The 21,684-nt window shown below is 64.0% G+C and carries 14 protein-coding genes, 2 tRNA genes and 2 pseudogenes; 4 read left to right on the forward strand and 14 right to left on the reverse strand.

Annotated features, from left to right (window positions below; genetic code table 11):
• Nucleotides 1-14: 14 nt before the first annotated feature.
• The gene (gene uriT, locus BL8807_RS02155) at nucleotides 15-1,445 is read right to left on the reverse strand and encodes a uridine transporter UriT (protein ID WP_072723471.1); all 1,431 of its coding nucleotides are present in this window, start codon (nucleotides 1,443-1,445) and stop codon (nucleotides 15-17) included.
• Nucleotides 1,446-1,848: 403 nt separating this feature from the next.
• Between uriT and BL8807_RS02160 the strand changes: the two genes are divergently transcribed.
• Nucleotides 1,849-3,279, forward strand: coding sequence for an MFS transporter (locus BL8807_RS02160; protein WP_072723469.1), 1,431 nt, complete (start codon nucleotides 1,849-1,851; stop codon nucleotides 3,277-3,279).
• Between the two features lie 50 nt (nucleotides 3,280-3,329).
• On the opposite strand, the gene BL8807_RS02165 is transcribed toward BL8807_RS02160, so the two are convergent.
• Nucleotides 3,330-4,340: a LacI family DNA-binding transcriptional regulator gene (locus BL8807_RS02165; protein ID WP_072723468.1), complete on the reverse strand. Its 1,011-nt coding sequence runs from the start codon at nucleotides 4,338-4,340 to the stop codon at nucleotides 3,330-3,332.
• Nucleotides 4,341-4,463: 123 nt separating this feature from the next.
• On the opposite strand from BL8807_RS02165, the gene BL8807_RS02170 reads away from it, so the two are divergent.
• Complete coding sequence (locus BL8807_RS02170) at nucleotides 4,464-5,399, forward strand: nucleoside hydrolase (RefSeq protein WP_072723466.1); 936 nt, start codon at nucleotides 4,464-4,466, stop codon at nucleotides 5,397-5,399.
• Between the two features lie 1,295 nt (nucleotides 5,400-6,694).
• Here the strand turns inward: BL8807_RS02170 and BL8807_RS02175 are convergent.
• The 12 genes and pseudogenes from BL8807_RS02175 to pgi all read right to left on the reverse strand — a co-directional run bounded on the left by BL8807_RS02175 (nucleotide 6,695) and on the right by pgi (nucleotide 21,144).
• Nucleotides 6,695-7,897 carry an MFS transporter gene (locus BL8807_RS02175; RefSeq protein WP_072723465.1) on the reverse strand — a complete coding sequence of 401 codons (1,203 nt, stop codon included), beginning with the start codon at nucleotides 7,895-7,897 and terminating at the stop codon, nucleotides 6,695-6,697.
• Nucleotides 7,898-8,527: 630 nt separating this feature from the next.
• Nucleotides 8,528-10,045 (reverse strand): L-arabinose isomerase, encoded by a 1,518-nt coding sequence (araA, locus tag BL8807_RS02180; protein ID WP_072723463.1) that lies wholly within the window; start codon nucleotides 10,043-10,045, stop codon nucleotides 8,528-8,530.
• A gap of 259 nt (nucleotides 10,046-10,304) precedes the next feature.
• A complete protein-coding gene (locus tag BL8807_RS02185; RefSeq protein WP_072723461.1) occupies nucleotides 10,305-10,997 on the reverse strand; it encodes an L-ribulose-5-phosphate 4-epimerase in 693 nt (230 codons plus the stop codon).
• Nucleotides 10,998-11,150: 153 nt separating this feature from the next.
• On the reverse strand, nucleotides 11,151-12,788 hold the full coding sequence (locus BL8807_RS02190) for a xylulokinase (RefSeq protein WP_072723459.1): 1,638 nt from the start codon (nucleotides 12,786-12,788) through the stop codon (nucleotides 11,151-11,153).
• A gap of 412 nt (nucleotides 12,789-13,200) precedes the next feature.
• Nucleotides 13,201-14,316 carry a LacI family DNA-binding transcriptional regulator gene (locus BL8807_RS02195; RefSeq protein WP_072723458.1) on the reverse strand — a complete coding sequence of 372 codons (1,116 nt, stop codon included), beginning with the start codon at nucleotides 14,314-14,316 and terminating at the stop codon, nucleotides 13,201-13,203.
• A gap of 439 nt (nucleotides 14,317-14,755) precedes the next feature.
• The gene (locus BL8807_RS02200; RefSeq protein WP_072723456.1) at nucleotides 14,756-15,604 is read right to left on the reverse strand and encodes a ribonuclease HII; all 849 of its coding nucleotides are present in this window, start codon (nucleotides 15,602-15,604) and stop codon (nucleotides 14,756-14,758) included.
• Between the two features lie 62 nt (nucleotides 15,605-15,666).
• Nucleotides 15,667-16,560 (reverse strand): annotated as a pseudogene (lepB, locus tag BL8807_RS02205) (signal peptidase I); the annotation flags it as partial.
• Nucleotides 16,561-16,662: 102 nt separating this feature from the next.
• Nucleotides 16,663-17,028 (reverse strand): 50S ribosomal protein L19, encoded by a 366-nt coding sequence (gene rplS / locus BL8807_RS02210; protein ID WP_072723454.1) that lies wholly within the window; start codon nucleotides 17,026-17,028, stop codon nucleotides 16,663-16,665.
• A 268-nt stretch (nucleotides 17,029-17,296) separates the two neighbouring features.
• Nucleotides 17,297-17,776 carry a DUF1893 domain-containing protein gene (locus BL8807_RS02215; RefSeq protein WP_083570071.1) on the reverse strand — a complete coding sequence of 160 codons (480 nt, stop codon included), beginning with the start codon at nucleotides 17,774-17,776 and terminating at the stop codon, nucleotides 17,297-17,299.
• A complete protein-coding gene (locus tag BL8807_RS02220; RefSeq protein ID WP_072723450.1) occupies nucleotides 17,740-18,312 on the reverse strand; it encodes an ECF transporter S component in 573 nt (190 codons plus the stop codon). Before BL8807_RS02220 ends, BL8807_RS02215 begins: the two co-directional genes overlap by 37 nt.
• Nucleotides 18,313-18,323: 11 nt before the next feature.
• Nucleotides 18,324-19,229, reverse strand: coding sequence for a DUF362 domain-containing protein (locus BL8807_RS02225; RefSeq protein ID WP_205408842.1), 906 nt, complete (start codon nucleotides 19,227-19,229; stop codon nucleotides 18,324-18,326).
• Between the two features lie 218 nt (nucleotides 19,230-19,447).
• A pseudogene (pgi, locus tag BL8807_RS02230) lies at nucleotides 19,448-21,144 on the reverse strand (glucose-6-phosphate isomerase).
• Nucleotides 21,145-21,373: 229 nt separating this feature from the next.
• Here pgi and BL8807_RS02235 point away from each other — a divergent pair.
• Together BL8807_RS02235 and BL8807_RS02240 are read left to right on the forward strand one after the other, a co-directional pair.
• Nucleotides 21,374-21,446: transfer RNA gene (locus tag BL8807_RS02235), tRNA-Thr, on the forward strand.
• 101 nt (nucleotides 21,447-21,547) lie between these two features.
• Nucleotides 21,548-21,628 (forward strand) — tRNA-Leu (locus tag BL8807_RS02240).
• Nucleotides 21,629-21,684: the final 56 nt, after the last annotated feature.

A 21,684-nucleotide genomic window follows, 5' to 3' on the forward strand; every position in this document is an offset into this window, starting at 1 on the left:
TTATCGTCCGGCGCCTACGCCACGTCGGACTCCGGTTTGGGAATCAGGAAGGAGCTGAGCAGCGCGAGGAGCAGAATCACGGCGCCGCCGATCATACTGGCCGTGTATCCGGCGGTCGCGCCCGAGGATTCAGTGAACGCATCCATAATGCCGTACAGAATCGTATAGCTGATGCCCGCTCCCAGATTGAACGCCCCGGCGTTGAAGCCCGGCAGGTAGCCCGGATTGTCTTTGGGCGAAAGCACTATGCCCAGACCGTTGAGCATGATGTTGGCGGTGCCGGCGTAGCCCACGCCCATGGCCAGCGACATGGCCAGCAGTCCGACAGCGCTGGGCGAGTGTGCGACGAACACGCCGAACACCGCGGCCGCCACGCTCACGACGAGACCGCAGCGCAGCACCTTGCGATACCCGAATTTGGTGGCGAGCACTCCGGAGATCGGACCGAACACCAAGCCGATGATGGCGTACGGAGTGAGCGTCACGAACGAGGACACGCTTGCCGAGATGCCCGCGCCAGCCTCGGCGTCCTGCGCGATGGCGGGCACCACGCCGTTCATAATCGCGAACACGCCAGTGAGGGTCAGCAGGGCGGTGAGCAGCAGCCCCCATGTGCGGCGCTGTTTGATGTAATGGATCGGCGACATCGGATGGCTGCTGCGCTTCTCGATGTTCCAGAACACGACGAACGCCACGGCCGCGACCGCCAGCAGCACGCCGATCAGCAGCCAGTTCGCCTCGGTGATGCGCTGCATCGAATTCACGGCGGTAAGGGCCGTGCCCACCGCGAGCACCAGGAACAGCACGCCCGGCCAATCCATACGCTCGTTCGACTCCTCGGCTTTGCTCTCATCGGCGACGATGGCGACCAGAATCGTGGACAACAGTCCGATGCCCGCCATAACCCAGAAGATCGGACGGTATCCCCACGTGCCGGCGATCCATCCGCCCGCGATGGCGTCGACGCCGGCGATGCCGCCGTTGACGGATGTGATGATGGCCATAAGCTTGGTGTATTGCTTTTCGTCGGGGACCCTCACATGCAGCATGATCATGCACAGGGTCACGATCGGCCCGGCCGTGCCTTGGAGCAACCGGCCGAGCAGCAGAACCGGCACGTTGGGCGCCAGCGCGGCGACGCTGCATCCGCAGACCGTGGCCAGCAGCATGCCCAGCAGCACCTTCTTGCGTCCGACGAGATCGGCCAGGCGGGGAAGGAACAACGAGAACAGCGCCGACGAGGTGAAGAACACCGTCTGGGAAAGGCCTATCTGAGTGGCGCTGGTGTTCAGCTCCTCCTGCATCGTCACCAACGCGGGCGACAGCATGGAGGCGTTGAGTTGGAACGCGAACGTGGCGGTCAGGAACGCGACCATAAGGAAGGCGACGGATTTGCCGCCTCCGTTCCGCCGCACGGACGACGAGGATCGGACGGTGTCGTTCATCGCGGTTCTCCGATCGTGTATGTCGACTTCGACATGGATAAACTCCTTCGTTTTCTTCAGCGGATAACGCGATGTCACAGGCCCCGCTTCGCGGCCTTCGTACCGTGACAGAAAATAAGATAAATCGTTTTGGCATTAATGTCAAAACGTAGGTTTTTGGAAAAACCGCCCACCGATGGGTGCAGGAGCCCTGTTTTTAGGCCAATATGCGCCAATCCGCGGAAATCGCATGCTCGCGACACGCCGACCCAGATCACAAAATGCCCCATAAGAATCTTTGACATCAATGATGAAACGTTTTATCTTGAGTTCAGCCAAAGTCTTCCCACTTCACGACCCGGCCACCGACAACCATGGCCGCGACTACTCCGGCCAGCCACACCCATCCCGAAGGATCCCACCCATGCCCCACACAGCGCACCCCTCGCCGCGACGCGATCGCGGATTCCGTCCCGACCCCGCCCTTATCGGGCTGATGGCCTCGCTGTTCCTCGCCATCTTCTCGTACCAATTCAACGCGTCCATGGTCTCCCCCGCCCTGCCGACGATGAGCGCCGAACTCGGCATCACCGCCGCGCAGGCGGCGGACACGCAAACCGTCTTCTTCACCTCCTCCGCCATCTTCTCACTGTTCCTCCCCCGATTAGGAGACATCGTCGGACGCAAACGCACCACCATCGGCATGCTGGCCGTCGCGACCATAGGCAGCGCCATCGCCGCCGCCGCGCCGAATCTCACCCTGCTCACGCTGGGACGCGTGCTGCAGGGCGTGACCGGCCCGATCATCTCCCTATGCCTGCTGATGCTGCGCGAGCGCGTCACGGACGACCGCACCTACGCCGTTCTTCTGGCGGCGGTGACATGCACCAACGGAGGCATCGCCGGCCTCGATGCCATCGCGGGCGGATGGCTCGCCTCCGAATTCGGGTACCGCGCCGTATTCTGGACTTTGGCGGGCACCGGAATCTGCGGCATCGTGGCCATTGCGACCACCGCGGACGAAAGCCGGATCCCCGCCGCGACGACCATGGACTGGCCGGGAGTGGCCTGCCTCGCCCTGGCGGTCGGCACGCTGCTTTGCGCCATCTCGGCCCTACGTTCAGGCAGTCTGCCCACATCGACCGCGATCGCGCTGATGCTCGTGGCCGCATGCGCGTTCGCCGCCTTCTGGCGAATCGAACGCCGCGCGGCATCGCCGCTCGCACCAACCAGCTATCTGACCCAGCGAAGCACCTGGGGCTTTCTCCTCACCGTCTTCATCGCCCTCATCGGCGTATTCGCCCTGATGAACGGACTGATACCGGCGATCGCGCAGGACGCGCAGGCCGGCCTCGCGCTCAGCGCCGGCGATTCCACCATCGTGACGCTGGTGCCATACGCGCTGGCGGGCATGCCCATGGCCATCCTCTCCGGCGTGCTCGCCGCGCGAAACGGATATCTTGCGGTGTTCCGCGCCGGACTTGCGCTCACATCACTGGCCGCGTGCTTCGGCGTGTTCGCCGCCCTGCACCCAAGCCGACCCTCAATCGCGGCGCTGTCCGCGATGCTCGGCCTGGGGTATGTGGGCATCGTCAACATCATGATCAACGCGCTGGCGGTCGAACTCTCCCCGAGCGACAGCCCCGGCACCCTACCCGGACTGACGGCGGGCACGTTCAATCTCGCCTCCGGCATCAGCTACCTGCTGCTGTACGGCGCGCAGGCGGGCGTCGCGGACAGGATGGGAGCCCAAACCGGATACGCCGCGGCCCTGGCGGTCAGCGCCGCGACCATGGCGCTCGCCTGGGCCTGCTCCCTGCTCATCCCACGGACCACCCCGCGGCTCATCCCCTGAGCGGACGAGCCGCGGGACGCAAGGCGTAGGCCCCGCGCGGAGCAAGGCCCCTACCGGCAGGGCGCCGTGCTGTCCCGCACCACCAGCTGCGGCGTGTACATGGTGACCACACGCTCGCGGTCAGGATGGCGCACCCGCTCCATCAGCATACGGGCCGCGTCCATGCCCATCCGTTCGTTGGGCTGGTGCATGGTCGTCAGCCCCGGAGTCATCAGTCCGGCGAACAGCACGTCGTCATAGCCGATGACGGATCGGTCGGCGGGGATGGAATACCCCATCTCCGCGGCGACCTTGCACACGGCGAGAGCGGTCAGATCATTGCAGGCGACAACCGCCGTGAACGCCTCCCAATCCATCATGCGGGCCAGCTGCAGGGCGGTTTCGTAGGTGTAGTCCCCCTCGTACACCAAGGATTCGTCATACTCCACCCCTTTGGCGGACAACGCCTCCCGATACCCCTCGTAACGGCTGCGCGCGCCCTCCAAATGCATGGGGCCCGTGATGCAGGCGATACGGCGATGGCCGAGCCTGAGCAAGTAATCCGTCGCCGTCCGGCCGCCGACATGGTGGTCCCCCGCCACGGCGTCGCTTTGGTCCGTGCCGGAAAGGTCCATCAGCACATGGGGAATGCCCCGGGAGACAAGCGTCCGCAGACTCGCCGAGGTCTTCCGTTCGTCGCCCGCGGCATTGGCAAGGATGACGCCTTCCACGTTTTTGGAATACATCAGCTCGATGTACTCCGCCTCGCGCGACGGATCGTTGTCGGAGTCGTTGAGCAGCAGACTCCAGCCCGCGTCGTGGCAGGCGCGTTCCACTCCTTTGGCGAACGAGGAATAGAAGCCGTTGCTGATGTCCGGAACGATCAGACCGAGGGTGTGGTTGGCGCCTTGCCGCAGATCGCGGGCCGCCTGATTGCGCACGTAATGCATCTCCTCGGCGGCGCGGAGCACCTTCTGACGGGTCTCCTCGGAAACCCTAAACGGTTTGTCATTCAGTATCAGCGATACCGTCGGCACCGACGTGCCGGTCGCCTCCGCGATGTCCTTCAATGTCACTCGCATGTTCGCCCCTTTCCTCACCTCATTCTATGCGTTGGCGCACGGCGTGTCGCGCAGTTGACATTTTTTCGGATAGATGTTTAATATGTCTTTGCCAAAACGATTTATCAACAAGGAGGTTCCGTAATGGCAAAGCATAGGATCATCATCGACTGCGACCCCGGACACGACGACGCCGTCGCGATTCTGATGGCGGCCGGCCATCCCGACATCGAGCTGCTCGGCATCACCACCGTGCGCGGCAACCAGTCGCTGGAGAAGACCACCCGCAACGCGCTCAACGTCTGCCAGTATCTCGGCATCGACGTGCCGGTGTACAAGGGCATGAGCGTCCCCATGGTCATCGAGCCGAGGCCCGTCGAGGAACGCGTGCACGGCGATTCGGGACTTGACGGCCCGGTGTTCGACGAACTGACCAAAACCATCGAGGACAAGCACGCCATCAACTACCTCATCGACACCCTGATGGCCTCCGACGGCGACATCACGCTGGTTCCGACGGGTCCGCTGACCAACGTCGCGATGGCGATGCGCATCGAGCCCCGCATCATCCCCAAGATCAACCAGATCGTGCTGATGGGCGGCTGCTACCAGCTCGGCAATGTCACGCCTTCCGCGGAGTTCAACATCTGGGCCGACGGCGAGGCCGCGCATATCGTGTTCTCCAGCGGCGTGAAGGTGACCATGATGGGACTCGACATCACCCGCAAGGTGCTGTGCTATCCGTCCGTGATCGAGCGGATGAGCAAGCACGACAACCGCGCCGGCAAGCTGTTCTGCGATCTGATGACGTTCTTCAACAAGGGGCAGAAGAAGACGTTCGGCTGGGAGGGCGGCCCGCTGCATGATCCGACCACGGTCGCTTATCTGATCGACCCCTCCATCGTGACCGTCAAGAACATGCACACCGACATCGAAATCAACAGCGAGCAGAGCTACGGGCGCACCAACTGCGACTACTTCCTGCTCACCGACGACGTCAAGAACACCGACGTCGCCATCGACATCGACGTGGAGAAGTTCTGGGATCTCGTCGAAGAGTGCATCAAGTACTACGACTGAAATCAAACCGATCTCGAATAACCGCATGACTGGTGGCCTGGTTCATATATCCGACGAACCGGGCCACCAGCGTATGGCAACGTCTCATCGCACAGGTCGGCAGCGATGCGAGACTTCCGGAAGCCGGGGTAAGCCCGGCATTTTCATAGTGCGACCTATTCAAGACCACGGCGGACTCGAACGTATTGACGGTGGATTGCAACCCAATGGCGTGCCTGTGGTTTCCCATTGTTCGGCGGGTTGTGGGGTGACGACGAGTTTGGTGTGTCGGGTTCGCCGGATACGGCCGTTTTCACACACCAAACTGCCGAATCAATCGTTCTACGTGGAGTTTGCTCGACGGGCCGGAACACCAAACTCTCCATGACCGGACCGGTTGAGGGGTGTCCCGTTCGGGATTTCGAAGTGCTTGAGTTCCGTATGGTCGTCGCGACGCCGGAGACCGTCGGCGTGGAGGGATCGGTATCTGCTGACGGCTCATCCACGCTGACGGGGTCGTCACCGTGGAGGAATCGTTAGTAACTGTCGCCTCTTCCACGCTGACGGCTGCGCCATCGTGGAAGAACGGTCAGTGACTGTCGGCTCATACACGTTAGCGGAGTCGTCATCGTGGATGAATCGTCGGTCACTATCAATCCGTCCACGTTGGCGGATGTGCCACCGTGCATGAATGGTCAGCAACCGCCGACCCATCCACGTTAACGGACTCGCCACCATGGATGAATGGTCAGCAACTATCGATCCATCCACGTTAGCGGGGTCGTCACCGTGGACGAATAGTCAGTGACTATCAATCCGTCCACGGTGAGTATGTCTAACGTGGACGAATCGTCAGCAACTGCCAATCCATCCACGCTGAGGGATGCGGCACCGTGGATGAATGGTCGGTGTCTGTCATTCCATCCACGGTGGGTACGCCTAGCGTGGATGATCCGTTAGTGACTGTCACCTCGCCCACGCTGACGGGGTCCTCACCGTGGATGAATCGTCGGCAACTATCGACCCATCCACGGTGAGTATGTCTAACGTGGACGAATCGTCAGCAACTGCCAATCCATCCACGCTGAGGGACGTGTCACCGTGGACGAATGGTCGGTAACTATCAATTCGTCCACGCCGGCGGAGATCCCACCGTGGATGAATCGTCGCTTACTGTCATCCCATCCACGCTGAAGCATGCCGCATGGTCGGAGCGGCACTGGACGGAAGGCCGACGGCTCTATTGGACCGGCGGCCTTCCGGTATCCGCGGCATCCGCCGCATCGCGAAGATATCCCAACGACTTCGTAGCGCCGCTAGGATTGCTGCCGTTTGCCTTCATAGCGTAGGGAGAAGACGGCGAGGAGGATGACGGCGAGGGCGGTGAAAGGCACGCCGGACAGCGCCGGATAATGGTAGTCCATGGCGGTGGCGTTGAGGGCCGCGCCGCCGACGGCCGATCCGATCGCATTGCCGAGGTTGAAGGCGACCTGCACGGTGGCGCCGCCGATGAGTTCGCCGCCGCCTTGGCCGGCTTCGGCCATCAGCAGCTGCTGGGGCGGGTTGATGAAGAACAGGCCGAACGCGATCCACAAGGTCAGCAGTGCGGTGCCGACCTGCGCGGCGGGCGCGCCGTCGCCGCCGCTCCCCTGCACACCTTCGAAGAGGAACACACCAAGCAGGCCGATCATGCCAATGGCCTGGCCGATGCCCGCGGCCCCCGCGTGACGCCAACGGTCAGCGACCTTGCCGCCGGCCATGCCGCCCAACACCATGCCGAATCCGGCCAAGGCCATCAGGAAGGGAACGGCGGCGCTCGACCATCCGCCCACACCGGTCAGCCATGGCGAGACGTAGCTCCACCAGCAGAACACGCCGCCGTTGCCGAGCAGCACCGCGCCGAGGATAAGCCACGGTCCGGGAGCTTTGAGGAATTTGAACTGTCCGGCCAGGCCCGCGTCTTTGATCGGAACGACGAACGGCACCCATGCGGCCACGAGCACGATGGTGAGCACCGCCCATGCGGCGAGGATGGCGAAAGAGACACGCCAGGAGACGTATTCGGCGAGCAGGGTGCCGGCGGGCACGCCGAGCATGTTGGAGACGGTCTGTCCGGTGGTGATGACGGCCACGGCCTGGGTGGCCTTGCCTTTTTCGGCGAGGTTCTTGCCGATCACCGCGGACGCGCCGAAGAACGCACCGTGCGGAAGTCCGGCGATGAAGCGCGCGGCGATCAGCATCGCGCTGTTGAGGGCGACGGCGGAAAGCGCGTTGCCCACGAACACGATCACCATGAAGATGAGGATGAGTTTCTTCGGCGGGGTCGTACGGCCGAACACCAGCATCAGCGTGCCGACGCATACGCCGATCGCATAGGCGGTGATGTAGTTGCCCGCGGTGGGGATGCTCACGCCCATGTCGGCGGCCGTCTGGGGCAGAATGCCCATCATCACGAATTCGGCAGCGCCGCATACGAACGCGCCGAACGCCAGTGCCACCAGGCTTCTCATATTCTTCATGCCGGTTCCTAAACCTCTTTAAAACACCGCAGCGGGCGCTCGCGACGAATATCGCAAACACCCGCTGTGATTCGGTGCGCCGCCTCGTACAAAGCGCCTTACCTGCCAGACAAAACGGATTCGCCCGTCATTGCGAGCGATCCACACGCCGTTGGAGAGCGATGCACCCGTCATTGAGAGCGGAATCGAGGAATCCCGCATGAGATCCTTCGACTCCGCCACAGGCTCCGCTCAGGATGACAGGAGGAAGGACGCTCCGTTATCGCAATGCGGAGCTCCATGGGGACAGTCCACTGGACTGTCCCCATTCCGCCAGTCACGCACTTATATGCGATTGCCACGCAATCGCGCAAGTGCGTCAGTGCGGAGCACTGAGATAACGCGTGCGGCACCGGTGCGGCAGAAGGCGAAGGCGCTGAGCCGTCTTGAACTGCCCAGTGGGCAGTTCATAGGCGAAGTGAGCGCCTTGGCGCGAAGGACGGCGCAAGCCGTCGGGTACGTCGAGTCTTCTGCCGTGCCGGTGACGCTCCGTTACCGCAACACGGAGCTCCATGGGGACAGTCCACTGGACTGCCCCCATTCCGCCAGTCACGCACTTATATGCGATTGCTACGCAATCGCGCAAGTGCGTCAGTGCTGGTTGTTGAGACGGTGGTACATTTCGCTGATCTGCAGCTCGCGTTCGAACGCGGCCGGGGTGGTGTCCGCGTCGATGGTGGCGAGTTCGACGCCGGCCATGCGGGCGAAGTCCTCCCAGGCCTCACGACCGATGGAGGTGGTCATGCAGGTGTGGTGGGAGCCGCCGGCGCGCAGCCAGCATTCGGCGGAGACGTTGAGGCTGGGCTGCGGCTTCCAGAGGGCGCGGGCGCAGGGCAGGGCCTTGAGGGAGCCTTCGGGTTCGACGATGTCGACGACGTTCATGAGCAGGCGGAAACGCTCGCGCACGTCGGACATGGAGACGACGACCGCGTCCTTCTTGGGCGCGCCGGTGAAGACGAGGCGCACGGGGTCGGCCTTGCCGCCGATGCCGAGCGGGTGGATCTCCAGCTTGGGCTTGGCGATGGTGCCGATGGACGGGGAGACCTCGAGCATGTGGGCGCCCATGTTGAGCTCATGGCCGGGCACGAAGTTGTAGGAGTAGTCCTCCATGAGGGAGGCGCCGCCGTCGAGGCCGTAGCCCATGACGGCGCCGATGCGCACGAGGACGGCGGTCTTCCAGTCGCCTTCGGCGGAGAAGCCGAAGCCGTACTCCGAGGGGAAGCGCTGCGGGCCGACGCCGGGCAGCTGCGGCAGGGCGCCGAGGTCTTCGAAGTTGTCGACGCCGGCGGTGCAGCCGTTGGCCTGCATCATGTTGACCATCGCGGCCTCTTCCTTGGCGGCGATGAACAGGGAGTCGTACTTGGCGTCGAGCAGCTCGGGAGCCACGTCGTACTTGGCCTTGTAGTCTTCGATGATGGCCTTGACCTGGTCGTCTTTGACGGCCTCGTAGGCGGCGACGAGCTCGTTGACGGCCCAGGTGTTGATGGACGCGCCGAACACGCGCTCGGCTTCGGTCTTGTCGCCTTCGGTGACGGCCACGTTGCGCATGTTGTCGCCCCAGCGCATGACCTTCATGTTCTGGGAGGCGTCCCAGCCGGCGCAGGCGCGGACCCAGGTGGCGATCTTCTCGGCGACTTCGGGGTCGGTGTAGTGGCCGACGACGATCTTGCGGTTGATGCCGAGGCGGGAGACGATGTAGCCGAACTCACGGTCGCCGTGGGCGGCCTGGTTGAGGTTCATGAAGTCCATGTCGATGGTTTCCCACGGAATCTCCATGTGGTGCTGGGTGTTGAGCTGCAGCATCGGCTTGGTGAGCACTTCGAGGCCGCGAATCCACATCTTGGCCGGGGAGAAGGTGTGGCACCAGGTGATGACGCCGATGACGTTCGGGTTGGCGGAGGCTTCGACCATGAACTGCTTGACGCCGTCGGAGGACTTGAGGGTGGGCTTCAGCACCAGCTTGACCGGAATCTTGCCGGTGGCGTTGAGCGCGTCGACGATTTCGGTGGACTGCTCGGCCACCTGGCGCAGCGCCTCCTCGCCGTAAAGGTCCTGCGAGCCGACGCCGAACCAGATTTCCTTGCCCTCAAAGGGATTTTCCATTGCCATGGGTTGTTCCTTACTTCGTTGTGATTGTTTGTGTTGTGTTATCGAATTATTCCGTCATGCCGAGCGCAGTCGAGGCATCTGATGCCAGTTCATGGCTGGGATCCTTCGACTCCGGCCAAGGCCTCCGCTCAGGATGACGACATATCGCCGTCAGGCTAGTGCTGTAAGCATTGATCTGACGCGCGGCCTCAAGGCGCGGAAGGCGCAGGCGTACGGCGGTACGTCAAGCCTTCCGCAACGCGGAGGACGCGCCGTCAGATCAATGCTGGCCGTAGACGTTTTGGTAGCGGTCGTTAAGCCTATCGATGTCTTCCTGCGCGATCGGGATGATCTCGCCGAGCTGCTTGGCGGCCCACATGGTGTGCGCGACCTCTTCGGTCATGGCGGCGGCTTTGACGGCGGCTTCCGCGTCCTTGCCGATGGTGAAGGGACCGTGGTTCTGCATGAGGACGGCCGGGGACTTGGGATACTTCTTGAGCGTCTCCACGACGCCTTCGCCGATGGCTTCGGAGCCGATGAGGCGGAAGGGGCCGACGGGGACTTCGCCGCCGAACTCGTCGCCCATCATGGTCAGGCCGCACGGCACGTTCTGGCCGGTGGCGGCCCAGGCGGTGGCGTAGGTGGAGTGGGTGTGCACCACGCCGTACACGTCGGGCATGTGGCGGTAGATGTAGGCATGGGAGGCGGTGTCGGAGGACGGGGCTTCGGAGCCGTCGACCACGTTGCCGTCGAGGTCGCACACGACCATGGAGCTCGGGGTGAGGTATTCGTAGCGCAGGCCGGAGGGCTTGATCACGAACAGGTCGGCGGTTTTCAAACGCTGGGACACGTTGCCCGCGGTCCACACGACGAGGTTCCACTTGATCAGCTGGTCGTGCAGGGTGGCGACGATCTCGCGCACCTGCTTGACTTCGGCGCGCACTTCGGGACCGTAATCAGCCAAAGTTGCCATTGTTGTTCCTTCCTTTTGCGGATGTCTTGGATTGTTCAGTTATGTTCAGCGCTCTTCCAGCGCTGGGAGGCGGTGATGCGTGTGTCATCAAGGCGCACTGAGGGAAGGCATACGAAGGTATGTCGACCGAGGAGCAACGCGGATGACACTCCATCACCGCTCTTCCAGCGGGATGGCGGCGATGGCGGCGTGTTCAATCGGCAGCCCCTTGGTGAAGCGGTCGAAGAAGTCTTCGAAGCCGACCACGTCCTGGGCGTCGGGCGCTTCGGTGGTGGAGGCGGCGTCGGCGAAGACGCGTTCGTCGAGGTAGGCGTCGAGGGCGGTGTCAGCATGCCACAGGTAGTCGGCGAGCACGGCCATGCCCCATGCGCCGCCTTCGGCGGCGGTGGCCATCACCTTGATGGGGGTGTTGAACGCGGCGGCGAGGATCTTCTGCGCGACCTTGGGGGTGGTGAAGATGCCGCCGTGGCCCACGAGGGAGTCGACCTGCACGTGCTCGTCCTTGGTCATCACGTCCATGCCGATTTTGACCGGGGAGAACGCGGAGAACAGCTGGGCGCGCATGAAGTTGCCGAGGTTCATGTTGGCTTCCGGTCCACGGGCGAAGACGAGTCGGCCTTCGGAAAGTCCGGCGAGGAATTCGCCGGCGCGGAAGGGATAGTTGATGAGGCCGCCGGCGTTGCGGTCCACGTCGTCGGCGATGGCCGCGCGGAACAGGGTGCCATACAGGGTGCCGGCGTCGACGGGGGTGCCGAGCGCTTCGGCGAACTGGCCGAAGAGTCCGACCCAGGCGTTGAGGTCGGAGGTGAAGTTGTTGGCGTGGCTCATGCCCGCGAGGTCGCCGGCCGGGGTGGTGACGAGGTCGACTTCGGGGTGCAGGCGTTCCAGCTTGCGCTCCAGCACGACCATCGCGAAGATCGAGGTGCCGGCGGAGACGTTGCCGGTGCGCACGCGCACGGAGTTGGTGGCGACCATGCCGGTGCCCGCGTCGCCTTCCGGCGGGGCGAGCACGACGCCCGGCTGCAGGGTGCCGGTCGGGTCGAGCAGGGCCGCGCCTTCGGCGGTCAGTTCGCCGGCGGGGGTGCCGGCGACGAGCGGTTCGGGCAGCAGGTCCTCGAGCGTCCACGGCTGCGCGGCGACTTCGGGCAATGCGTTGAACTGCTTGACGAATTCGGTCTCCCACGTGTGGGTGGTCGGGTCGATGGGGAACATGCCGGAGGCGTCGCCCACGCCGAGCACCTTCTTGCCGGTGAGCTTCCAGTGCACGTAGCCGGCGAGCGTGGTGAAGAAGGCGACCTTGCCGACGTGCTCCTCGTTGTTGAGCACGGCCTGGTAGAGGTGCGCGATGCTCCAGCGTTCGGGAATGTTGTACTGGAACAGTTCGGAGAGTTTCTCGTGGGCCTCGTGGGTGTTGGTGTTCTGCCAGGTGCGGAACGGCACGAGCAGCTCGCCGGCCTCGTCGAAGGCGAGGTAGCCGTGCATCATGGCGGAGAAGCCGATATGGCCCACATGGGTGAGCTTTTCGCCGTAGGCTTTTTCGACGTCGCCGGCCATGGCGGCGTACGCGGTCTGCAGACCGGTCCAGATCTCCTCGACGGAGTAGCTCCACAGGCCGTCTTCCAAGTGGCTGGCCCATCCGAAGTCGCCGGAGGCGATGGTGGCGTAGGTGTCGTCGATGAGCACCGCCTTGATGCGGGTGGAGCCGAATTCGATGCCGAGCGAGGTTTTGCCCGCGCGGATCTTCTCGGCGATGGTGGCGACCCGCTCAGCGGCGTTTTCCGTTGCTGCCATATGTGGACTCCTTTGGTCGATCGCGCGGCCGTCCGCGGTGATCGCTGGTTCTTTCAGGCGCTCACAGTTCCCGTCCTCGGAAGTCCTGTTAGCGCTCACAATCTTGCCGATACACATTGTACCGGTTCCTGTGAGCGTTCACAACCTCGTCGTGTCCCACGCCATCCCCAAATCCTCCGCGACATCATCACCACTCCATCCATCGTGCGGTACATGGTGCGGTCCATCATGCGGTGGTGCCCATCGTGCGGTGACCCCATGGTGCGGTGGGTTGGAATTTCAACGTTTTCAAGGCACCGCACCATGGAAAGTACCGCACGATGGGCACACCGCACGATGGACCGCACCATGCGATCACCACACACAGTATGATCACCGCACCATGCGATCACCGCACCGCGGAACGAAACATTTACCGGCGCGGGGCGGGGCCCAGGGAACGACGATTGACCACTTCGGCGGGAATAAGCCCCACGCCATGCTGGCTGGTCAGGAACCCCGAATCCGCGCCCTCCCCCAGCAATCGCAGCACCTCGCGCATGGCGGCCACGCCCAGCCCTTCGAAGTCGGAACGCACGGTGGTCAGCGGCGGATACATATTGTCCATGGCGGCCATGTCGTCGAATCCGACCAGACTCACATCCTGCGGAATACGCAGCCCATGCTCGTGCAGGGCGCGGGCGACTCCTACGGCCTGACTGTCGTTCGCGGTCACCACAACCGTGGGCAGGGCGACGCCGTCGCGCCCATACTCGTCGATCATATGGTTCATCTGCGCGTACGCCTCGGAGGAATCCCACGTATGGCAACGCACCACGCGCATGTCGATGGAGCTGGCCGCGGAGAGTTTGCGCCACGCGTCCAAACGGGTGTGGGCGTCGCGCCATTCGTTGGGCCCGGCGAAATACACGGCGCTTTTATGCCCGTACTCGACCAGCAGCCGCACCACGTCGGCCATCGCCCCCCATTGGTCGATGCCGACCAGGGCGGTGCGGCGGCGGTCGGGCGCGGCGATCAGGCCCAGCCCCTCACGCACGGTCATCTGCCCATGGGTGGAGGTGACGATCACGCGTGGCTGGCTCACCTTGACGCGGCAGGCGGCGGCGAACATCACGTCGGTCGGCGTCAGGAAGATGAACGCGTCCACGTTCTGCTCGTTGAACGTATCGGTGAGGTTGTTGAAGTCGGCCTGCGTGCACAGGGCCTCGTGCACCATCATCACCGACATGAACAGGCCGTGGTCGCGCGCCATCGACTCAATGGAGGTGATGGCGGAGATCGGACCGAAGAATTTGAGGCCGCCGGCGATCAGACCAATGGTGCGCGAGCGGCGCGAGGCCAACGCGCGCGCCGAATTCGAGGGGCGGTAGCCGAGTTGTTTGATGGCCTCCTGCACGCGGGCGCGCGTCGCATCGGAGACGTCGGGCGAATCGTTGATCACGCGGGAAACGGTCTGATGGCTCACACCGGCGAGTTTGGCCACCTCGAACATCGAAGGCCGTTTGCCTGTTGTGCGGCTTGCTGCCATATCCCGAACCTCCCCGCTGGGCGTCATCGCACGGATGCGTTTGCGAACGGCGTTGCGCGAATCTCGCAGGCGACGCCCGTACTCGTCGCTCACGGCAATGCGAGCCCGTCGCGTCCCGCACCCAAAAAACGTGAGCGCTCACAATTGTACATCCTCAACCATGCGCCCCATGTACCCCGTGTATCCCGCGTTACATGACGCAGCCAGACGACCCCATGGCAGGCGGTTTTCGAGTTTGGTGTGTCGCCTCGCCGAGCCTCGCCCAAGTAAAACGATTGATTTTCGAGTTTGGTGTGCGAAATCGGCTCCGTCGGGAGAACCGGCCACACCAAACTCGCGCCTCCTACAGTGAAGATACGTCCCAGACCCAATCAACGCCATCCTTTTGCGCGCGTTGGAGGAGCGGAAGGGCATAGCACACGGCCGGGCCGAGGTGGGATTATCGCAGTTTCCAGCTGACGCGATGCAAAGGAGTGACGCCATGCTCGACGATGGCGGCGCGGTGCGCGGCGGAACCATAGCCCTTGTTATGGGCCCATTCGTAAGGCGCGTACCGCGGATTGCCCTGCGCGATCGAGGTCATCAGACGGTCACGCGTCACCTTGGCGATCACTGCCGCCGCGGCGACCGTGGCGCAATGCTGGTCGCCCTTGACTTTGGTGGTCACCTGCGCGGGAATCGGCACTGACGGCGCGTCGAAGGTGTTGAGCGCCTTGGTGATGTAGTCGCTGGGACCGTCGAGAATCGCGCCCACACGCACGTTGGACCTGTCGAACAGATCCACGACGCCGAACGCGTCGCGACCGCCACGTCCGTTTCGCGCAGCCGAAACGTCCGGGGCGTTCGAGTCGGTTTCCATAACGCCCACGGCCGCCGAGCCATCCGCGAAACCGGCTGGCGCGGTGGCCCCCATACCCGCGCCGTCGCCGAGTCCCAGGTCACGTTCGACCTGATTGAGGGCGCGCAGGGCGGCCACACCCAACGCGTAGGTGATGCCCCACTCGTCGATTTCCGTATTGCCGGCCTGTCCGACCGCATAGGCGGCCGGCCATGCGCACAGTTCGTCGAACATGGCTTCACGGCGATGTTCGGTGAGCATTTTGGAATCGGCCACGCCGGCGGGGACCTCCAGCGCGGGCAGATCCCGCGTCCAGATCGCGGCGCAGCCGACCATCACCGGCCCGGCGAGCGCGCCGCGGCCGACCTCGTCGAATCCTACGATCAGGTCGAAGCCGCGGGCCGCGAGCTGGCGTTCCAGGTCGAGCGTGGGCGTCACGGAGACGCTCATTGCGACGCTCCGGAGACGCCGAGAAGCATGGTGACGGACGCATCGGCCGAATCCACCGAATCGGATGAGCCGCCGGACGCGTCGCCGTCGGACACGTCGGCGAACACCTCGTGATGCGCGTCCAACAGGCCGATGCGGTCCAACGGCCAGTAGCGGATCAACCCCACGCCGACCACATCGCTGATGGGCACCAGCCCGTTCGAGCCGTCGTCCTGGTGGAAGCGTGAGTCGGCGGAGCTGGAGCGGTTGTCGCCCATGACGAACACATGGCCTTCGGTGACGGTCACGCTGAACGCGAAGCTGGAGGGGTCCACGCCGGGGCGGATGTAGCTGGTTTCGTTGATGGCCACGCCGTTGATGGTGACGGGCTCGCCTGGCCCTTCGCAGGCGACCACGTCGCCGGGCAGACCGATCAGACGTTTGATGAGATAGTCGCCGACGATGTCGCTGTTCTGCTCGCTGCTCAGCCAGTTGGCCGGATCGTGGAACACGATCACGTCGCCGCGTTCCAGGTCGAAGACGCCGGGGGTGAGCTTGCTGGTGAGCACGCGGTCGCCGGGTTCGATGGTGTCCATCATGGATCGGCTGGGAATCGTATACAGTCCGACGAGGAAGATGCGCAGCAGCAGCACGATGATGATGGGGACGCCGCACCAGACCAGCATGTCGCGGAAGGTGAAGCTGTCGCCGCGCGCCGCCGCGTGTCGGCCGCTCGACGCCGGCGGTGGCACCGGCGTCGGGTCCACGCCGTGGTCGGCGACTTGGAAGGTGCGGGCGTCGCGCGCTTCGGTATCGATTGCGTCGGCGTAGGCCTGCGGTTCAGGGAATTGAAATTCGGAGGATTGCGCCGCATAGGACTGCGTCATGTAAGGCTGGGATGCCCCGGCGGTGATGCGGGAGCCATCGTTCGGCTGCGACGGCGTCGTTTCGTCGCCTGTGGGATTCTCCGGCTGCATGTCCCTCCTCATTGGGCTCGCTTAGGTTTTCCGTGGGCCATCATACCCGCCGAAAATGAAAACAGCCCGGAAGCCGAAGCCTCCGGGCTGAATTTCACAAACTCACTTGGCGGAGTTGTCGCGACGCTCGACGATACGAGCGGCCTTGCCACGCAGGGCGCGCAGGTAGTAGAGCTTGGCGCGGCGCACACGGCCCATACGCACGAGCTTGATGGAGTCGATCGCCGGGGAGTGCAGCGGGAAGCGGCGCTCCACACCGGTGCCGAAGCTGATCTTGCGCACCACGAAGGTCTCGCGCACGCCAGAGCCCTGACGGGCGATCACCACGCCGGTGAAGGTCTGGATACGGGAGTTGTTGCCTTCCTTGATCTTCACGTTCACGTCGACGGTGTCGCCGGGACGGAAGGCCGGGATCTCTTCGGCCGGCTTGACGTGCTTGGCGTCAAATGCCTCAATAGCGTTAACCATTGTTGTTCCTCGTTCGCCGCCGCATATCGGCGATAGGTCGGGGCGTCGCCCGGCGCGAAGCCGTGCGATACGCCTGCATCATCCCCACGGGTCCGCCCGAGGGGAGGTGCCGATCCGCCGGGAGTCGGGCCTTCGCAGGCCGCCCGGCTGGACCTCGTGTGGGACGGGTTTATGCGGCAACCCGTCTCACAGCACAATCAGCGAACCAGTGTACGCGCCCTCCTCGACCGAAGCACAACCTTGACGGCTCGGCGGCGCATGGAAGATCCTACGAATTCGATGCCATCAGCTTGGCGACGGCGGCGCGGATGGCGGGTTCGGCCTCGTCGGGCGTGCGGATGGACTGTACGGACGCCTCGATCGGACACATGCCGGTGTGGGTGCGGTTGAGGATCATCGGCACCAGCGCGTCATAGCTCGCCTCGATGCCGCGGGACCGCAGCACGGACAGTCCCGCCTCGCTCATCGTCTGCCCATGCACGGCGGCCACGCCGAGTCTGACGTAGAGCAGCGCCGCGGCCTTGCCGACCACACGATCGGCGGCGGAGAATCCATGGATGTCCTGACCGTTGGCCAGCCATTGCAGCAGCGGCCTGACTCCCCGGCCCATGCCGGTGACGGTCTCCACGCCGAGGCAGGCCGCGCAGCCCAGCGTGGGGTCGCTGGCGAGCGCGGCCTTCGCGCGTTCGATATCGGCGAACATCGCGCCGCTTACCGGCCTGCGGCCGTGCGGCGGTCCACCAGCCATACGATCAGCGGCAGCAGCGCCCACTGCAGGATGAGGCCCGGCAGTCCGGCGATAACGCTCGTCCAGATGGAGGCGACGGCCACGGTGGTGTTGCCCAGCGCGAACACGGCGACGAGGATCGCCACGGCGCGCACGGCTCGGCCTGCGATCTGCGCGATTAGCACTTTGGCGACGGTCGGCAGGTTCACACCGCGCAGGAGCCCGGCGAACAGACCGTAGGCCGCCAGTTCGAGGATCATGAACGGCACCATGGCCGGGCCGGGCATGCCGGAGAGCGCGAAGCTGACCAGAGGGCCGAGCGCGCCGGCGGCGACGCCCGCGTAGGGGCCGGCGAGCAGTCCGACCAGCAGCACCGGCAGATGCATGGGCAGCAGGGTTTCGCCCAGGGCGGTGCCGAGTCCGAGCGAGGCGCCGGCCATGTGGAAGACCTGAGGCAGGGCGACCGCGCCGACGACGGCGAGCAGCGTGGCCCACACCTGCGTGGTGACGGAGGGCAACGGGCGTGCGGTGGAACGGGTGATTGTCGTGGATGTCATATCTTCTCCTGTTAGTCGAGGTCGATGAGACGGTAGTCGCGGCTGCCGAAGCCGAGTTCGGCCGCGTGTTCGATGGTGTGGATGCCGTGGCGGCTTTCCATGCGTTCGATCAGGGGCCCGGTGTTGTCGTCGGAGAGGTAGATCCGGTCGACGCAGGCCTGGTCGACGGCGACCGGGTCGAGCGAGGCGAGGATGCCGATGTCTCCCATCTGCGGCGCGTGCGGATTGCCGTCGCAGTCGCAGTCCACGGACAGGTGGTTCATCACGTTGATGAACAGCATATTGCCTTTGAGCGCGTTGAACACGGCGGATGACGCCTCGGCCATCGCCTCGAGGAAGGCGTCCTGCTCGCCGCCGAAATGGTCGGGCAGGATCTCGTCCTGGCCGGAGTGGATGCGTTTCTTGCCGTTCGCCGAGGCGATGCCGATGGAGATGTTCTTGAGCGCGCCGCCGAAGCCGCCCATCACATGGCCTTTGAAGTGCGAGAGCACGGCGTAGTAGTCGTAGTTCGTGAAATGCGAGCCGACGATGTCGCCGGTGATGCGGCGGCCTCCTTCGACCGGCAGGGTGATCTCGCCTTCCTCGTCCTGGATGTCGACGGGCGCGATCTCCAGGAAGCCATGCTCCTTGATGGTCTGCCAGTGGGCGTCGAAGGTGTCGCGCGTGCCCGCGTAGGCGGTGTTGCATTCGACGATCGTGCCGTCGAGCCGCCGCACCAGATCCTTGATGAGGTTGGGATCGAGGTAGTGGGTGTTGCCGCCCTCGCCGGTGCTGAGTTTGACCGCCACCTTGCCCTGAGACCGCGCACCCAGCGCCTCGTAGGCCTTCATCAGCCCGGCGGGACTGATGTCGCGGGTCATATAGACCGCCGGCGCCATCGGATAGTCGGTGATATGGGGCTGATACGCGCCTGTCATTCGTGCCTCCTTGCAACGTTCACGTTCGGTTCCCTCCCCCAGAATACCGCCAGCGATATGACAAAGGGGCGGCGATTCCATGCGGAACCGACGCCCCCTGAGTGCAGTCAGACGGACAGTCCGAATCAGAACTCGCGACGAACAGTCCAGTGAACTGTTCGTCGCAGCGCATAGCGATAGCGTCATGCACGTCGCTATGCACAGCGTTCTGACTCTAGTCAGAACTCCCTGTTCGCGCGGTAGAACTTGATCAGGGACTGGGTGGAGGCGTCCTGCTCGGCGAGCGCCTCGTCGTCCTGGCTGATGGCCGGGGTGATCTCCTTGGCGAGCTGCTTGCCCAGCTCGACGCCCCACTGGTCGTAGGAGTCCAGGCCCCACACGGTGCCCTCGACGAAGGTGATGTGCTCGTAGAGCGCGATCAGCTCACCCACGGCGAACGGGGTCAGCGCCACGCCGAAGATCGAGGTGGTCGGGCGGTTGCCGGTGAACACGCGGGCCGGGACGATCTCCTCGGCAGTGCCTTCGGCGCGCACCTCGTCGGCGGTCTTGCCGAACGCGAGCGCCTTGGTCTGCGCGAAGTAGTTGCCGAGGAACAGCTCGTGCACGTCCTGGTCGCCGTCCTTGGTCGGGTTCGGGGTGTTCACGAACGCGATGAAGTCGGCCGGGATGAGCTGGGTGCCCTGGTGGATCAGCTGGTAGAAGGCGTGCTGGCCGTTGGTGCCGGGCTCGCCCCAGAAGATCTCGCCGGTCTCGCAGGTGACGGGGGTGCCGTCCCAGCGCACGGACTTGCCGTTGGATTCCATGGTCAGCTGCTGCAGGTAGGCCGGGAAGCGGTGCAGGTACTGGTCGTAGGGCAGCACGGCATGCGAGGCGACCTTGAAGAAGTTGCGGTACCACACGTTGAGCATGCCGAGCGCACGACCACGTTCTTCTCGAACGGGGTCTTCTCGAAGTACTCGTCGATCTCGTGGAAGCCGTGCAGGAACTCCTCGAAGCGGGCCGGGCCGAACACCACGGCGAGGGAGGTGCCCACGGCGGAGTCGACGGAGTAGCGGCCACCGACCCAGTTCCAGAAGCCGAAGGCGTTGGCCGGGTCGATGCCGAACTCGGCGACCTTCTCCAGGTTGGTGGAGACGGCGACGAAGTGCTTCTTGACGGCGTCGGCGTTCTGCTCGTCGGAACCGTCGATGGCGCCGGCGGCCTTGAGCTCCTCAAGCAGCCAGGTGCGGGCCTCGCGGGCGTTGGTCAGGGTCTCCAGGGTGGTGAAGGTCTTGGAGACGACGATGAACAGGGTGGTCTCCGGGTCGAGTCCCTTGGTCTTCTCGGCCAGGTCGTTGGGGTCGATGTTGGAGATGTAGCGGGCGGAGATGCCGGCGTCCGCGTAGGGCTTGAGCGCCTCGTACACCATGACGGGGCCCAGGTCGGAGCCGCCGATGCCGATGTTGACCACGGTTTCGATCTTCTTGCCGGTCACGCCGACCCATTCGCCGGAGCGGACCTGCTCGGCGAAGGCGTAGATGCGGTCGAGCACCTCGCGCACGTCGGCGACGGTATCCTGGCCGTCGACGATGAACTTGCCGGCGTCGGTGGCGGGGCGGCGCAGCGCGGTGTGCAGCACGGCACGATCCTCGGTGTTGTTGATGTGCACGCCGGTGTACATCTGCTGGGTGCGCTCGTCGAGCTTGACAGCCTTGGCGAGGTCGGCGAACAGCTTGAGCGTCTCGGGCTTGATCAGGTTCTTGGACAGGTCGAAATGCAGGTCGCCGGCGTCGAAGGACAGCGCGTCGACGCGGTTCTCATCATCGGCGAACCACTGCTTGAGGCTGATGCCCTCGTTCTGCAGCTCGTCGTAATGCTTCTGCAGAGCGGCCCATTCAGGGGTCTTGGTGGCGTCAACAGGAGGATTGATGGCCATGAATTCCATTCCTTTCATCATTGCTGAAAGCGGTGCGGTTGCGTGCCGAAACACATACGCCGCAACACTTCGCTTCACCTCACAAGATACTCACAAAAGGGGACAGAACAACACAAACCGCACCCCGCTCCGGCAACACGCGCGACGGAAAAACCCGCCTTGCTTTTTCGACGGATTCCCCTATACTTTTCTTTTTGTGCGCGAGTAGCGAATGCTTCTCGGGCCACACGCCACTTTAGCTCAGTCGGTAGAGCGGCTCACTCGTAATGAGCAGGTCGACAGTTCGATTCTGTCAAGTGGCTCCCTCACCCCGGTTCCGGCCGGGGTTTTTCGTATGCGAACCTGACGCGCGCCTCCCCAAGGATCCGCGCTGGGCAGGCGGCTTGCTACAGTTGTGGCGTTCGCGCGAGTGGCGTAATTGGTAGCCGCGCAGGATTTAGGTTCCTGTGTCTTTGACGTGTGGGTTCGAGTCCCATCTCGCGCACTTCGGCGAAGCCGTCGCCCATCGCAATGCAAACTTCGGCATATTCCGAACGCGCC

It is taken from the genome of Bifidobacterium lemurum, from assembly GCF_014898175.1.
In the GTDB taxonomy this organism is placed as follows: Bacteria; Actinomycetota; Actinomycetes; order Actinomycetales; family Bifidobacteriaceae; genus Bifidobacterium; species Bifidobacterium lemurum.